Annotated in this window: 12 protein-coding genes and 1 pseudogene; 7 read left to right on the plus strand and 6 right to left on the minus strand. The window is 59.8% G+C overall.

From position 1 onward, the window contains the following. From ACIONG_RS27710 to ACIONG_RS27720, 3 genes and pseudogenes are all read right to left on the minus strand, one after another. Nucleotides 1–136: pseudogene (locus ACIONG_RS27710) on the minus strand (alpha-L-glutamate ligase-like protein); the annotation flags it as partial. Continuing rightward, nucleotides 136–1,671, minus strand: coding sequence for an inactive transglutaminase family protein (locus ACIONG_RS27715; RefSeq protein ID WP_150730486.1), 1,536 nt, complete (start codon nt 1,669–1,671; stop codon nt 136–138). The gene ACIONG_RS27715 and the pseudogene ACIONG_RS27710, both read right to left, overlap by 1 nt. 5 nt (nt 1,672–1,676) lie before the next feature. Next, nucleotides 1,677–2,213, minus strand: a complete 537-nt coding sequence (locus ACIONG_RS27720) for an ATP-dependent zinc protease (protein ID WP_007916436.1) — start codon at nt 2,211–2,213, stop codon at nt 1,677–1,679. Nucleotides 2,214–2,504: 291 nt separating this feature from the next. Here ACIONG_RS27720 and ACIONG_RS27725 point away from each other — a divergent pair, with 291 nt between their 5' ends. From ACIONG_RS27725 to prpD, 6 genes are all read left to right on the plus strand, one after another. Then, a complete protein-coding gene (locus tag ACIONG_RS27725) occupies nt 2,505–3,227 on the plus strand; it encodes a GntR family transcriptional regulator (protein WP_172828118.1) in 723 nt (240 codons plus the stop codon). Continuing rightward, nucleotides 3,224–4,117 (plus strand): methylisocitrate lyase, encoded by an 894-nt coding sequence (gene prpB, locus ACIONG_RS27730; protein ID WP_103303868.1) that lies wholly within the window; start codon nt 3,224–3,226, stop codon nt 4,115–4,117. Before ACIONG_RS27725 ends, prpB begins: the two co-directional genes overlap by 4 nt. 146 nt (nt 4,118–4,263) lie before the next feature. After that, entirely contained in the window at nt 4,264–5,391 is a 1,128-nt protein-coding gene (gene prpC / locus ACIONG_RS27735; RefSeq protein WP_401303957.1) for a 2-methylcitrate synthase, read from the plus strand. A gap of 205 nt (nt 5,392–5,596) precedes the next feature. Then, entirely contained in the window at nt 5,597–8,191 is a 2,595-nt protein-coding gene (acnD, locus tag ACIONG_RS27740) for a Fe/S-dependent 2-methylisocitrate dehydratase AcnD (RefSeq protein WP_401303960.1), read from the plus strand. A gap of 54 nt (nt 8,192–8,245) precedes the next feature. Next, on the plus strand, nt 8,246–9,436 hold the full coding sequence (prpF, locus tag ACIONG_RS27745) for a 2-methylaconitate cis-trans isomerase PrpF (RefSeq protein ID WP_401303963.1): 1,191 nt from the start codon (nt 8,246–8,248) through the stop codon (nt 9,434–9,436). A gap of 189 nt (nt 9,437–9,625) precedes the next feature. Then, entirely contained in the window at nt 9,626–11,110 is a 1,485-nt protein-coding gene (gene prpD / locus ACIONG_RS27750) for a 2-methylcitrate dehydratase (RefSeq protein ID WP_401303966.1), read from the plus strand. Nucleotides 11,111–11,127: 17 nt separating this feature from the next. On the opposite strand, the gene ACIONG_RS27755 is transcribed toward prpD, so the two are convergent. Together ACIONG_RS27755 and ACIONG_RS27760 are read right to left on the minus strand one after the other, a co-directional pair. Then, entirely contained in the window at nt 11,128–11,856 is a 729-nt protein-coding gene (locus ACIONG_RS27755) for an alanyl-tRNA editing protein (RefSeq protein ID WP_401303969.1), read from the minus strand. 51 nt (nt 11,857–11,907) lie between these two features. Continuing rightward, a complete protein-coding gene (locus tag ACIONG_RS27760; protein WP_401303972.1) occupies nt 11,908–12,828 on the minus strand; it encodes a DMT family transporter in 921 nt (306 codons plus the stop codon). Between the two features lie 90 nt (nt 12,829–12,918). On the opposite strand from ACIONG_RS27760, the gene ACIONG_RS27765 reads away from it, so the two are divergent. After that, the gene (locus tag ACIONG_RS27765; RefSeq protein ID WP_401303975.1) at nt 12,919–14,328 is read left to right on the plus strand and encodes a PLP-dependent aminotransferase family protein; all 1,410 of its coding nucleotides are present in this window, start codon (nt 12,919–12,921) and stop codon (nt 14,326–14,328) included. A gap of 121 nt (nt 14,329–14,449) precedes the next feature. Here the strand turns inward: ACIONG_RS27765 and ACIONG_RS27770 are convergent, their stop codons facing one another. Beyond that, complete coding sequence (locus ACIONG_RS27770; RefSeq protein WP_401303978.1) at nt 14,450–15,256, minus strand: pyruvate, water dikinase regulatory protein; 807 nt, start codon at nt 15,254–15,256, stop codon at nt 14,450–14,452. Between the last annotated feature and the right edge of the window lie 41 nt (nt 15,257–15,297).

The raw sequence follows: 15,297 nt of genomic DNA on the forward strand, positions 1-15,297 counted from the left end.
TGGTGATGATGTTGTCATCGACGCTCGGGTACTGGCTGCGCTTGTTGTACTTGAGCACGTAGTCGGCGTTACGCCGGTTGATGCCCATGATGCCCCGGGCCTCCAGGGCCTTCCAGGTCTTCCAGAAACCGAACATCAGGCGTCAGCCTTCTTCAGGAAAGCCTTGAAACGCACCAGTTCGGTCAGGCGATAACCGCGATAACGCCCCATCGCCAGCATGAAGCCGACCAGAATCAGCAGGATCGCCGGGAAAGTGAACACGAAGTAGACCAACTCCGGCACGGTCATGATCAAGTGCGCCAGGGACGCGGCGAACAGCGTGCCAATCGCCACTTTCATCGCATGGCTGGCGCCGCGCTCTTCCCAGGTGATCGACAGACGTTCGATGGTCATGGTCAGAATCACCATCGGGAACAGCGCTACCGACAAGCCGCGTTCCAGACCGAGCTTATGACTGAACAGGCTGATCGCCGCAATCAACACCACGACAAAGGTCAGCACCACCGAGAGTCGCGGCAGCATTTGCAGCTTCAAGTGTTCCAGATACGAACGTAATGACAGCCCCAGCGCCGTGATTACGGTAAACAGCAGGATGCCGAAGCCCAACTGAGTTTCACGGAAGGCGAGGGCGATCAGCACTGGGGTAAATGTGCCCAAGGTCTGCAGGCCGATCAGGTTGCGCAGGATCAGAATCACCAGCACGCCGATCGGGATCATCACCATGATCATGAAGGTCTGCTGGGTTTGCAGCGGCAGGCCGTACAACGAGTATTCGAGGAAATTGGCGTCGGTGTTTTCGTCGGTCAGCTTGGCCAGACGAATCGCGTTCATCTCGCTGTTGTTCAGGCTGAAGGTCACGTTGGCCTTCTTGCCGCCGTCGACGGTGATCAGGTTTTCATCGCCAGTCCACCACAGCAGGCGGTCGGTCGGCAGGCCCTGCTCGCCGGTTTCCGGGTTGAAGTACAGCCAGTCGTTGCCATTGAAGCTGCGCAGCCACAGTTCCGGCATTTGCGGCTGGTCGGCGACGAGGCGAATGGTGTGGACTTTTTCCACCGGTACGTGAGCGATCGATAGCAGCAGTTCGACGATTTTGGCTTTGTGTGGTGTCGACGGGTCGCCGGCCAGCAGCAGTTTCACGTTGTCGTCGTTGACGTTGTTGACCCGTTTGATCGCCTCGCCAATAAAGGTTTCGACGTCGGCCGAGTGCTGGCGGATCGGCGCGAGCAGGGCTTCAGCGGCGATTTTTTCCGGGCCTTCGATGGCGATGCTGTCGCGGAAGGTCGGGCCTTTGATCTTGGTCTTTTCGGCGGTGTAACGCTTGGTCAGCACCAGACGGTAATAGAGGGTCTGATTGCCCTTGGCCCGGCGCGCCGACCAGGTCACCTTGCGGTTGCCGTCGACACGGTTCACCGCCACGCCATAATTATTGGAGATGAAGCTTTCGTTGAGGCTGACGTAGTCGCGGCTCAACGGTGGTACGAACATCTGGATCTTCACCGGGTCCTTGGTGCTGGCGACGAACTCGACCTTGGCGTCGATGTTCCACAAGTCGTCGGTCGCATCTTCGGTCACCGGGATGCCGAGTACGAAAATCTGATAGGCCGTAACCGAAACGCCCAGCAGCACCAGAATGGTGATCAGGATTTTCAGGTGGAAGGTTAGAGAACGCATGAAAATTACTCGGCGGTATGAGCGGCGATGGTGCAGGCGGGTTTGCCGGCAGCGTATTTAAGACTGGGGTCGACCAGCGCGTCGAAGCGTTTCAGTGCTTCGGAGCCAATCAAAAGCGGGTATTGGAACGCACTTCGGTCGGTCAGGTTCACTTCGATGCTGCGCAAAGCCGAACCCATGCAGATATCCAGCTCGATCACCGGACGGGCGGTGTACTTCTTGCCTTCTTCCGGGTCGTAGTCCCCGGCGCGGCGCTTGATCTTGCTGACCCGGGCCAGCGGCCGTTCGATCGGGTGCGAATGCGCGGCGTCGATGGCCAGATAAAAGCGCACCCAGGACTCGCCGTTGCGTTTGAAGCGTTTGATGTCGCGGGCGCTCAGCGAGGCAGTTTTCGCCCCGGTGTCGAGTTTGGCCGCGACTTCGAGATTGATGCCATCAAGCGATGCATATTCGTTGAGGCCGTACACGGTTTTTTCCCCCGCAGCGGCGAGGCCGGGCAGGCAAAAAAGGGCAAAAAATGTCGGGAAAGGCTTGAGTCTCATAAATCCTGGTGCGCAGCGTTCCGTTGTCGGTTCAGGTCCCTGGCAAAACTTGCGCAAGGCCCTGCGTGTGCCTATCAGCTTTTTATGACAAGCCGTACAAATGGCCAGCAAATGCGGGCGGCATTCTAGCACGGTGGTTTTATGGCGCCAGCGCCTGGGCCGGTCTATAACCCCAAGGGCTATTGATGAGGCTTATTAGACGATTGTCGACAATGTCGATTTATCCTTTGACTGATGCAGGCTAATTGGCTAGTTTTTGCCGCATTGGATTTAAAGGTGTCGACAATCATGCTGGATCAACTCGATCCCCCGGTCATCAGCGGCGACGATTCCGAGACGCTTTCGGAAAACGTCTTCCGGCGCATTCAGGCGGCCATCGTCAAAGGCGAGATCGCCCCGGGCAGCAAGATCTCCGAGCCGGAACTGGCGCGTACCTATGGCATCAGCCGTGGGCCGCTACGTGAAGCCATTCATCGTCTGGAAGGTCAGCGCCTGCTGGTGCGCGTGCCGCATGTCGGTGCGCGGGTGGTCTCACTGAGCCACGCCGAATTGCTTGAACTCTACGAAATCCGCGAATCCCTTGAGGGCATGGCCTGCCGTCTGGCGGCTGAGCGCATGAGCGTCGAAGAAATCGACGAACTGCGCCGCGTATTGGAAACCCACGAACGCGACGCGGCGTTTCAGGCGGGCGTTGGCTACTACCAGCAGGAAGGCGATTTCGACTTCCACTACCGGATCATCCAGGGCAGCGGCAACCGCACCCTCACGCAAATGCTCTGCGGCGAGCTCTATCAACTGGTGCGCATGTACCGCATCCAGTTTTCCACCACGCCGAACCGTCCACGCCAGGCCTTCGCTGAACACCACCGGATTCTCGATGCCATCGCCGACCGTGACGGCGAGCTCGCGGAATTGTTGATGCGCCGTCACATCGGCGCCTCGAAACGCAACATCGCCCGTCATTACCAGGACGGCGCCCACAATAAGACAGCCACTGAACGAGGTGAGTCATGAGTTCCAAGCACAGCACTCCAGGCCAGCGTTTCCGCGATGCGGTCGCCAGCGAGCACCCATTGCAAGTGGTCGGCGCGATCAACGCCAACCACGCGTTGCTGGCCAAACGCGCCGGTTTCAAGGCGATCTACCTGTCCGGTGGCGGGGTGGCCGCAGGCTCGCTCGGCGTGCCGGACTTGGGTATCACCGGGCTGGATGACGTGCTGACCGATGTGCGCCGCATTACCGACGTCTGCGATCTGCCGCTGTTGGTGGACGTCGATACCGGTTTCGGCTCCTCGGCGTTCAACGTCGCGCGCACGGTCAAGTCGATGATCAAGTTCGGCGCGGCGGCGATTCACATCGAAGATCAGGTTGGCGCCAAGCGCTGCGGCCATCGCCCGAATAAAGAGATCGTCAGCCAGCAGGAAATGGTCGACCGCATCAAAGCCGCCGTCGATGCCCGCACCGATGACAGCTTCGTGATCATGGCGCGCACTGATGCGTTGGCGGTGGAAGGTCTGGAATCGGCGCTGGATCGCGCAGCAGCGTGCATCGAGGCCGGTGCCGACATGATCTTCCCGGAAGCCATCACCGAGCTGGAAATGTACAAGCTGTTCGCCAACCGCGTGAAAGCGCCGATTCTGGCCAACATCACCGAGTTCGGTTCGACGCCGCTGTACACCACCGAGCAACTGGCTGGCGCCGACGTGTCGCTGGTGCTCTACCCGCTGTCGGCGTTCCGCGCGATGAACAAGGCTGCGGAAAACGTCTACACCGCGATCCGTCGCGACGGCACTCAGCAAAATGTCATCGACACCATGCAGACTCGCATGGAGCTTTACGATCGCATCGATTACCACACCTTCGAGCAGAAGCTCGATGCGTTGTTTGCACAAAAGAAAGGCTGATTCAAACCCAGTGGGAACGAGCCTGCTCGCGAAGGACGCCAACGATAATGCGGTGTTCCTGATGCACCGAGGTGTTGCGACCACCTTCGCGAGCAGGCTCGCTCCCACAAGTTTCCCCTACAAATTCAAGAAGATTGGAGACAGCAATGGCCGAAGCAAAAGTACTCAGTGGCGCCGGGCTCCGTGGCCAGGTTGCCGGGCAAACCGCACTGTCCACCGTGGGCCAGGCCGGTGCCGGGCTGACCTATCGCGGCTACGACGTACGCGAACTGGCAGCCGATGCACAATTTGAAGAAGTGGCGTACCTGCTGCTTTACGGCGAGCTGCCGACCCAGGCGCAACTCGACGAATACCAAGGCAAACTGAGCAAGCTGCGCGACCTGCCGCAAGCGCTGAAAGAAGTGCTCGAACGCATCCCCGCAGACGCCCACCCGATGGACGTGATGCGCACCGGTTGCTCGTTCCTCGGCAACCTCGAGCCGGAGAAAGACTTCTCCGAGCAGCGCGACAAGACTGACCGCCTGCTGGCCGCGTTCCCGGCAATCATGTGCTACTGGTATCGCTTCAGCCACGACGGCAAACGCATCAATTGCGTGAGCGACGAACCGACCATCGGCGGCCATTTTCTGCATCTGCTGCACGACAAAAAGCCGAGCGAACTGCACGTCAAAGTCATGAACGTCTCGCTGATCCTTTACGCCGAGCACGAATTCAACGCCTCGACCTTCACTGCTCGCGTGTGTGCTTCGACCCTGTCCGATCTGTATTCCTGCGTAACGGCGGCCATCGGTTCGCTGCGTGGCCCGTTGCACGGCGGCGCCAACGAAGCCGCGATGGAAATGATCGAGCGCTTCTCCTCGCCGGAGGATGCGATCAAAGGCACCCTCGGCATGCTCGAGCGCAAGGACAAGATCATGGGCTTCGGCCACGCCATCTATAAGGACAGCGATCCGCGCAACGAGGTGATCAAGGGCTGGTCGAAAAAACTCGCGGACGAAGTCGGTGACAAGGTGCTGTTCGCGGTTTCCGAAGCCATCGACAAGACCATGTGGGAACAGAAGAAGCTGTTCCCCAACGCCGACTTCTACCATGCCTCGGCGTACCACTTCATGGGCATCCCGACCAAGCTGTTCACGCCGATCTTCGTCTGCTCGCGCCTGACCGGCTGGGCCGCGCACGTGTTCGAACAGCGTGCCAACAACCGCATCATCCGCCCGAGCGCCGAGTACGTCGGCGTCGAACAGCGCAAGTTCGTGCCAATCGAACGTCGCTGAATGGTGGGCGCCGAACACTGATCCGAGATTCACCGAAGACCCTGTGGGAGCTGGCTTGCCAGCGATGACTGAGTCACATCCAACATTGATGTCGACTGACCCACCGCTATCGCTGGCAAGCCAGCTCCCACAGGGTTCGGTGTGAAGTTAAAGATCGGCGACCGGCCCTACCTCTTGAAACTACCGTGACCCGAGTCCTGACCCGATGAACACAGAATTTCGCAAGAACCTGCCCGGCACGCCGCTGGACTACTTCGATGTCCGCACCGCGGTTGAAGCGATCCAGCCCGGCAGCTACGACACCCTGCCGTACACCTCCCGCGTGCTCGCAGAAAACCTCGTGCGTCGCTGCGACCCGGCCACGCTCACCGATTCCCTCAAGCAATTGATCGAGCGCAAACGCGACCTCGACTTCCCGTGGTTTCCGGCGCGCGTGGTCTGCCACGACATTCTCGGTCAGACCGCGTTGGTCGACCTCGCCGGCCTGCGCGACGCAATCGCCTTGCAGGGCGGTGATCCGGCGCAGGTCAACCCGGTGGTGCCGACGCAACTGATCGTCGACCACTCGCTGGCGGTGGAGGCGGGTGGTTTCGACGCGCAGGCATTCGAGAAAAACCGCGCCATCGAAGACCGTCGCAACGAAGACCGTTTCCACTTCATCAACTGGACCAAAAAAGCCTTCAAAAACGTTGATGTGATCCCGCCGGGCAACGGCATCATGCACCAGATCAACCTGGAGAAAATGTCCCCGGTGATCCAGGTGCGTGACGGCGTGGCGTTCCCCGACACCTGCGTCGGCACCGACAGCCACACCCCGCACGTCGATGCGCTGGGGGTGATCGCCATCGGCGTTGGCGGCCTCGAAGCCGAGAGCGTGATGCTCGGCCGCGCCTCGTGGATGCGCCTGCCGGAAAGCGTCGGCGTCGAACTGACCGGCAAGCTGCAACCGGGCATCACCGCCACCGACATGGTGCTGGCGCTGACCGAATACCTGCGCAAACAGAAAGTCGTCGGCGCCTGGCTGGAGTTCTTCGGCGAGGGCGCAGCCAACCTGACCCTCGGCGACCGCGCGACCATCTCCAACATGGCCCCGGAATACGGCGCCACGGCGGCGATGTTCTACATCGACCAGCAGACCATCGATTATCTGAAACTGACCGGCCGTGAAGACCAGCAAGTGCAGTTGGTCGAGCACTACGCCAAGACCACCGGCCTGTGGGCCGACAGTCTGAAAGGCGCGCAGTACGAACGCGGTCTGACCTTCGACCTGTCCTCGGTAGTGCGCAACATGGCCGGCCCGAGCAACCCGCATGCCCGCGTTGCAGTTGCCGATCTGGCCGCCAAAGGTATTTCCGGGCAGTGGGATGACGTGCCGGGGCAAATGCCCGACGGTGCGGTGATCATCGCCGCCATCACCAGTTGCACCAACACCAGTAACCCGCGCAACGTGATTGCTGCCGGCCTGCTCGCGCGCAATGCCAACAAGCTCGGCCTGACCCGCAAGCCATGGGTGAAATCCTCGCTGGCGCCGGGCTCGAAAACCGTGGCGCTGTACCTCGATGAAGCGGGGCTGACCACGGAGCTGGAGCAACTCGGTTTCGGCGTCGTCGCCTTCGCTTGCACCACCTGCAACGGCATGTCCGGCGCCCTCGATCCGGTGATCCAGCAAGAGATCATCGACCGCGATCTCTATGCCACCGCTGTGCTTTCCGGCAACCGCAACTTCGACGGCCGCATCCATCCGTATGCCAAGCAGGCGTTTCTCGCATCGCCGCCACTGGTGGTCGCGTATGCCATCGCCGGCACCATCCGTTTCGATATCGAAAAAGATGTTCTCGGTGTTGTGGATGGCAAGGAAATCCGCCTGAAAGACATCTGGCCGAGCGACGAAGAAATCGACGCTGTGGTGAAGTCTTCGGTCAAGCCCGAGCAGTTCCGTCAGGTCTATATTCCGATGTTCGCCGTCCATGAAGACACCGGCCCGAAAGTCACGCCGTTGTACGACTGGCGCGAAATGAGCACCTACATCCGCCGACCGCCGTACTGGGAAGGCGCGCTGGCCGGTGCGCGTCCGCTCAAGGGCATGCGCCCGTTGGCGGTGTTGCCGGACAACATCACCACCGATCACTTGTCGCCCTCGAACGCGATCATGCTCGACAGCGCTGCCGGTGAATACCTGGCGAAAATGGGCCTGCCGGAAGAGGACTTCAACTCTTACGCAACGCACCGTGGCGACCACCTGACCGCACAGCGCGCAACGTTTGCCAACCCGAAACTGTTCAACGAAATGGTCGTGGAAAACGGCAAGGTCAAACAGGGTTCGCTGGCGCGGGTCGAGCCGGAAGGCAAGGTCATGCGCATGTGGGAAGCCATCGAAACCTACATGGAACGCAAGCAGCCGTTGATCATCATTGCCGGCGCCGACTATGGCCAGGGTTCGTCCCGCGACTGGGCGGCCAAAGGCGTGCGTCTGGCAGGTGTCGAGGCGATTGCCGCAGAAGGTTTCGAGCGCATTCACCGCACCAATCTGGTGGGCATGGGCGTGTTGCCGCTGGAGTTCAAAGCGGGCACCGACCGCCACACCCTGGCCATCGATGGTAGCGAAACCTACGACGTGATCGGCGCCCGTACACCGCGTGCCGACCTGACGCTGGTGATCCATCGCAAAAACGGCGAGCGCGTCGAAGTGCCGGTGACCTGCCGTCTGGATACCGCTGAAGAAGTATCGATCTACGAGGCCGGCGGCGTGTTGCAACGCTTCGCTCAAGACTTCCTCGAAGAGTCGGCGGTTGCCGTTTAAATCAACTGATGTGGGCATGGGACTTCAAGTCCCATGTCTTCGTTAAGGAGCACCATGGCTCACGCACCACAAATCAAGATCCCCGCCACCTACATGCGTGGCGGCACCAGCAAAGGCGTGTTCTTCAGCCTCAGGGATCTGCCCGAAGCGGCACAGATCCCCGGCCCGGCTCGCGACGCCTTGCTGCTGCGCGTGATCGGCAGCCCCGACCCGTACGACAAGCAGATCGACGGCATGGGCGGCGCCACGTCCAGCACCAGCAAAACCGTGATTCTGTCGAAAAGCATCAAGGCCGATCATGACGTCGATTACCTGTTCGGTCAGGTCTCCATCGACAAGCCGTTCGTCGACTGGAGCGGCAACTGCGGCAACCTCTCGGCAGCCGTTGGCTCCTTCGCCATCAGCAACGGTCTGGTCGACGCCAGCCGCATTCCACACAACGGTGTGGCGGTGGTGCGCGTGTGGCAGGCCAACATCGGCAAGACCATCATCGCCCACGTACCGATCACCAACGGCGAAGTGCAAGAGACCGGTGATTTCGAACTCGACGGAGTGACCTTTCCGGCCGCCGAAGTGCAAGTCGAATTCATGGACCCGGCGGCGGAAGAAGAGGGCGGCGGTGGTTCGATGTTCCCCACCGGCAACCTGATTGATGAGCTGGAAGTGCCGGGGGTTGGTACCTTCAAGGCAACCATGATCAATGCCGGGATCCCGACGATTTTCGTCAACGCCGAAGACATTGGTTACACCGGCACCGAGTTGCAGAGCGCGATCAACAGCGATCCGAAAGCGCTACAGATGTTCGAGACGATTCGTGCTTATGGCGCCCTGCGCATGGGCCTGATTGCCAATCTGGATGAAGCCGCCAAACGTCAGCACACACCGAAAGTTGCGTTCGTGGCCAAACCTGCGGATTACGTTGCGTCGAGCGGTAAAGCGATTGGCGCAGCTGACGTTGATTTGCTGGTGCGTGCGTTGTCGATGGGCAAGTTGCACCACGCGATGATGGGCACAGCTGCGGTGGCGATCGGTACGGCAGCGGCGATATCCGGGACGCTGGTCAACCTCGCGGCTGGCGGCGTGGAACGCAACGCCGTGCGCTTCGGTCACCCGTCCGGGACCTTGCGCGTCGGCGCCGAGGCCAGCCTTGAAAACGGTGAGTGGGTCGTGAAGAAAGCCATCATGAGCCGCAGTGCGCGGGTTTTGATGGAAGGTTACGTCCGGATCCCCGGTGATTCTTTCTGACCCGGCACCGAACAAAACTGTAGGAGTGAGCCTGCTCGCGATAGCGCACTGACATTCAGCATCAATGTTGCCTGACACGCCGCCATCGCGAGCAGGCTCACTCCTACAGTTATCTGCATTTCAACCATAAGAAATCGTTAGCCCTGAACCGAGGTCCCATCAACGAACCACTTCAAGAGTGAATCGAACATGAGCGCCAACGTCGACCTGAACAACCGCCCCGACTACGACCGTGTCCTGCAGGACATCGCAGACTATGTCCTCACCTTCAAAGTCGAATCTGCCGAAGCCCTGAACACCGCCCGCAACTGCCTGATGGACACGCTCGGCTGTGGTTTGCTGGCCCTGCGTTTCCCCGAATGCACCAAACACCTGGGCCCCCTCGTCGAAGGCACTGTCGTGCCGTTTGGCGCGCGGGTTCCGGGCACCAGTTATCGCCTCGACCCGGTGAAGGCCGCGTGGGACATCGGCTGCATCGTCCGTTGGCTCGACTACAACGACACCTGGCTCGCCGCTGAATGGGGGCATCCGTCGGACAACCTCGGCGGCATTCTTGCAGTGGCCGATCACCTCTCGCAAAAACGTCTGGCCAATGGCGAAGCACCGCTGACGATTCGCGATGTGCTCGAAGCCATGATCATGGCCCATGAAATTCAAGGCATCATCGCCCTGGAAAACTCCTTCAACCGCGTAGGACTCGATCACGTCATTCTGGTGAAAGTCGCCTCGACCGCTGTGGCCGCCAAATTGATGGGCGCCAACCGCGAGCAACTGCTGTCGGCGTTGTCCCACGCGTTCGCCGATGGGCAGGCGTTGCGCACCTATCGCCACGCGCCAAACGCCGGCTCGCGCAAATCCTGGGCGGCGGGGGATGCATCGAGTCGCGGCGTGCGTCTGGCCGACATCGCCCTTCGCGGCGAGATGGGCATTCCCGGTGTTTTGAGCGCTAGACAGTGGGGCTTTTACGACGTGCTGTTCAGCCACACCAACAGCGATCTGGCGTTGAAGCCCGAGGACAAACGCAGCTTCAGCTTTTCACGGCCGTTCGGCAGTTACGTGATGGAAAACGTCCTGTTCAAAATCAGCTTCCCCGCCGAATTCCACGCGCAAACGGCCTGCGAGGCCGCCGTGACACTGCATCCACAAGTGCGCAATCGCCTGCACGAGATCGACAGAATCGTCATCACCACCCATGAATCGGCGATTCGCATCATTTCCAAGGTCGGGCCGCTGGCCAACGCGGCCGACCGCGATCACTGCATCCAGTACATGACCGCTGTGCCGCTGGCCTTCGGCAATCTGGTGGCCGAGCAATACGAAGACGACTTCCACAAGGCGCATCCGATCATCGATGTGCTGCGCGAGAAAATGGTCATCGTCGAAGAGCCGCGCTTCACCCGCGAGTATCTGGAGGCCGACAAACGCTCGATTGCCAACGCCGTGCAGGTGTTTTTCAAGGACGGTTCAAGTACCGAGAACGTGATCGTGGAGTACCCGATCGGCCATCGTCGACGTCGCGCCGAAGGCATTCCGTTGCTCGAAGACAAGTTCAAGGCGAACCTGGCCACCCGTTTCACCGGGCAACGCAGCGGCGAGATCTTCGCGTTGTGCAAGGATCAGACGCAGCTTGAAGCGACCGCGGTGAACCGCTTTGTCGACCTGTTGGTGATCTGAGGTCGGCGCAGGCGTCGTCATTCGAATCGCAGGATCACCCGTCGATTGTTCCTGCTTTTCTTTTCGATTTTTTCGCAAAACACTCGGCCGATTTCCCGGGTGTTTTGCACATGGGTGCCGCCACAGGGCTGGATATCGATGCCGATGACTTCGACCATCCGCAGGTCGCCCTGGATCACTGGCGGCTTCGCGGTTTTGCTGCCGGTGCTTTGCAGCAGTGCCGGGTATTCCGAGGCCGGCATCGACAAAGTGCTGACTGGAATGGCCTGCTCAATCAGCGCGTTGAGTTCGTCAGTGATGCTCTCTTTGTCGAGGGTCATTTCCGGCAGATCGAAATCCAGACGTCCCTTGTCGGCGCTGATGCTGCACCCGGTCACCGGCGCATTGATGATCGAACCCAGCAGGTGCAGGCACGTGTGCATCTTCATGTGTTGATAGCGCCGCTGCCAATCGAGGCTGGCATTGAGCAGGGCGCCCGTGCACAGGTGCGGCGGGCATTGCTCCACCTGATGCCAGATGATCGACGGCAGCAAGGGATCGCGCACCGTGCCCGTGACGTTGATCCGCGTGCCATCCGGCAGGCTGAAATACCCGGTATCCCCGGGTTGCCCACCTCCGGTTGGATAAAACAGGGTGTGTTCCAGCACGACGGCTTGATCAACCACCGCGATGACCCGCGCACTGAAGTCGCGCTGGTAGGGAGCATTGTTAAACAGGCTGAGGGTTTCCATGGTGTGTACCGACATTTGAACCTCCAATGTTCAAAGTGAGTTCTGCTGCGAATCGACAAGTGTTTTTCAGCGTTTGACGGGCAGTTTGGTGATGGCGAAACCGGCGAGCAGGGTCGCCGAATAGAGCATCAGGTCGCGAGAAATTTGCGTGCCTTCGTACCAGGCGCCGATGATCACGGCGAACACCGGAAAGATGATGAAGACGAACGACAGAAGCACCGGACTCAAACGTTTGAGCAGGATGAAATAGACGATAAAGCCGCCGACCGACGCCACCAGTCCGAGGTAGAGCAGGGCGCCCCACGAGCGCGGGGTGATCGAGGCGAATGTCGGGCTTTCCAGACCCAGGCCAACCACCAGCAGCATCAAACCGGCGATGCCGATGGGCAGGGTGTTGTAAGTGATCACGCTGATCGCGCTGCCATGCTTTTTGGTCACCACGTAGCACAGCGCATGCAGGATCGCCGCGCCGAGAATCGCCAGCACGCCAAGCCATTCGGCCTGATCCAGATGCAAGCCCTGGCTGCGGATAATCATGAACAGACTGCCGAAGCCGATGGCGATGCCGACCATCTGCGCGGGGTGGATTTGCTCGCGCAGAAACATCGCGGAAAAAATCAGGATGAACACCGGCATGCCACTGAATAACAGGGCAGTCAGGCCGGAGGAGACATGCATCTCGCCGTAGTTGAGCAAGTAGTACGGCAGGCTGAAGTACGACAAGGTGACGAACACGAAAAACCAGCGACTTTCCCGGGGAAACAACAAAGGCTCCTTGCGTAATACGGCGAAACCCAGAAACAGCGGGAAGGCAATCAGAAAACGCAAACCGGCGGCCGTCAGGGGCGGCACGCTTTCCACCGCAATCTTTATCCCCAGCCACGTGGTGCCCCAGCTCAGACAGACGATGAGAAACAGCAGGCTGGTGACTAACCCGCCGAGCCACGGCTTGCTGATGTTCAACGGTGTGCTGATAGCGGTCGACATGCTGGGTGCTCCGAACGGCAGAATTGACCTCGTCAATGAAAAGGTCTATCCCTGATTGAACCTGTTTTTCTTACGCTATTCGGGGCGAGAATGAGTGTCAAAGTAAGTATTGCCATGGTGTCAATCCTCCGTGACGGCCTCGCCCATGGCGTCGGTGTGAAGTACAAGCGGCTCGCGGATGCGGTCGAAAAAGCCATCGGTGCCGGGGTCATCGAACCCGGTAGCAAGCTGCCGCCTCACCGACTGTTGGCCGACAGTCTTGGCGTCACCATCGGCACCATCAGTCGTGCTTACGGCGAATTGGAGCGTGTAGGACTGGTGGTGGCGCGCGTAGGCGATGGCACTTATGTGCGTCAGCGCGGGATGGAACGGCCGCAGGACAAGGGCTTTCGCAATGTCAGCGATGAACCGCAAGCCTGCCTGGACATGAGCCGGAATCAGCCGATCCCCGGGCAGGAAACGGCCTTGATGAGCCAAGCCCTGCACACCCTGGCGAGTGATTCGCGACGCTTGCAGCAATTGACGGGGTACACCCCCGAAGGTGGGTTGCCAAGGCATCGCGCGGCGGGAGCTGATTGGCTGCGTCACGGGGATTTCGTGCCTCACGCCGATCATGTGCTGTGCGTCAACGGCGGGCAGCATGGCCTGTTGTGTGCGTTGATGGGGTTGCTCAAGGCCGGCGACGCCGTGGTCACCGAGCATTTGTCCTACCCCGGATTGATCAGCGTCGCACGTCAGCTCGGGATAAAACTGATTGGTGCGGGGATGGATGACGAAGGACTGTTGCCTTCATCTCTGCAGGACATTTGCCGTCAGCATCGCGTCTCGGCGCTGTATTGCACGCCGACGATCCAGAATCCTACGGCTGCGGTCATGTCGGTCTCACGGCGTGAGGCGATTGCCGAGGTCTGTCGTGATCACAATCTACTGATCATTGAAGATGAAGCCCATGCGGTGCTGGATCGCCAGCGCCCGCTACCCCTGAGTTATTACGCCGCGGAGCGTTCGGTGTTGATCGGCAGTTTGAGCAAGGCTGTTTCAGCAGGGTTGCGCATCGGCTATCTGCATGCACCGCAGGCATTGATCGGTCGCCTGAGTGCTGCGATTCGTGGCACCTGCTGGATGGCCAACCCACTGGCGATGGAAGTGGCGAGCCAGTGGATCGAAAACGGCATGGCCGAGCGTTTGCTGGATGAACAGATCAACGAGATCACCCGGCGCAAGGCGTTGGTTGCGAGGTCGCTGGAAGGGCTGAGCTACAAGACGCACAGCCACAGTCCGCATTTCTGGGTGGAAGTGCCTGAGTTGTGGCGCGCGTCGCAGATCGCCGCTGAACTGAAAGAGCGCAACTACCTGGTTGCCACAGCCGAGGCGTTTGCGGTGGGGCATGCAGCGGTGCCGCAGTTTATTCGGGTGAGTGTGTGTAACTCGGTAGGGGATGACGGCTTGTTGCTGGCGGGGTTTGAGGCTTTAAATCGCGCACTGACAGAGACCGTGTGATCGTTCATCGCGGGCAAGCCCGCTCCCACAGGTTTCTCTAGTGTTTGCAAATTTCGCATTCACTACAAAACCCTGTGGGAGCTGGCTTGCCCGCGATCGCGTCAGCCCGGAAACCGCAAAATTATTTGAAGCGCCGCTCCACGCCTTTCTCCACCAGAATTTTCGCCGAAATCTCTTCCACCGAAAAATGCGTGGAGTTGATGTTCGGAATGTTCTCGCGGCGGAAGAGATTTTCCACTTCGCGCACTTCGAATTCGCACTGGGCGTAGCTCGAATAGCGGCTGTTGGGTTTGCGCTCGTTACGGATCGCGGTGAGGCGGTCCGGGTCGATGGTCAGGCCGAACAGCTTGTGCTGGTGGGCGCGCAGGGCGGACGGCAGGGTCAGGCGCTCCATGTCGTCTTCGGTCAGCGGATAGTTCGCTGCGCGGATGCCGAATTGCATGGCCATGTACAGGCACGTCGGCGTCTTACCACATCGCGACACGCCCACTAGTATCAGGTCAGCCTTGTCGTAATAGTGCGTGCGCGCGCCGTCGTCGTTGTCGAGGGCGAAGTTCACCGCCTCGATGCGCTCCATGTAATTGGAGTTGTGCCCGATCGAATGGGACTTGCCGACGGTGTAGGAAGAATGCTCGGTCAGTTCCTGCTCGAGCGGGGCGAGGAAGGTCGAGAAAATGTCGATCATGAAACCATTGGACGTTGCGAGAATCTCACGAATGTCCTGATTGACGATGGTGTCGAAGATGATCGGGCGAAAGCCGTCGGTTTCAGCGGCTTTGTTGATTTGTTGTACCATGGCCCGCGCTTTTTCCACGCTGTCGATGTACGGTCGCGTGAATTTGCTGAAGGTAATGTTTTCGAACTGCGCCAAGAGGCTTTTTACCACGGGTTTGGCGGGGTTTCCGGGGTAAACCAGGGTGAAAAACACTGGGAGATCGGAAGAGCACCCCGCAGAAAAACACGCACAGA

The organism is Pseudomonas sp. NPDC087817 (genome assembly GCF_044742875.1).
GTDB lineage: Bacteria > Pseudomonadota > Gammaproteobacteria > Pseudomonadales > Pseudomonadaceae > Aquipseudomonas.

What these genes read in the sequence shown, in the direction of transcription:
- ACIONG_RS27715 (WP_150730486.1), bottom strand. Translation starts at nt 1,671, where the DNA reads ATGCGTTCTCTAACCTTCCACCTGAAAATCCTGATCACCATTCTGGTG.
- ACIONG_RS27765 (WP_401303975.1), top strand. Translation starts at nt 12,919, where the DNA reads ATGAGTGTCAAAGTAAGTATTGCCATGGTGTCAATCCTCCGTGACGGC.
- prpD (WP_401303966.1), top strand. Translation starts at nt 9,626, where the DNA reads ATGAGCGCCAACGTCGACCTGAACAACCGCCCCGACTACGACCGTGTC.
- prpB (WP_103303868.1), top strand. Translation starts at nt 3,224, where the DNA reads ATGAGTTCCAAGCACAGCACTCCAGGCCAGCGTTTCCGCGATGCGGTC.
- prpF (WP_401303963.1), top strand. Translation starts at nt 8,246, where the DNA reads ATGGCTCACGCACCACAAATCAAGATCCCCGCCACCTACATGCGTGGC.
- ACIONG_RS27755 (WP_401303969.1), bottom strand. Translation starts at nt 11,856, where the DNA reads ATGTCGGTACACACCATGGAAACCCTCAGCCTGTTTAACAATGCTCCC.
- acnD (WP_401303960.1), top strand. Translation starts at nt 5,597, where the DNA reads ATGAACACAGAATTTCGCAAGAACCTGCCCGGCACGCCGCTGGACTAC.
- ACIONG_RS27720 (WP_007916436.1), bottom strand. Translation starts at nt 2,213, where the DNA reads ATGAGACTCAAGCCTTTCCCGACATTTTTTGCCCTTTTTTGCCTGCCC.
- ACIONG_RS27760 (WP_401303972.1), bottom strand. Translation starts at nt 12,828, where the DNA reads ATGTCGACCGCTATCAGCACACCGTTGAACATCAGCAAGCCGTGGCTC.
- prpC (WP_401303957.1), top strand. Translation starts at nt 4,264, where the DNA reads ATGGCCGAAGCAAAAGTACTCAGTGGCGCCGGGCTCCGTGGCCAGGTT.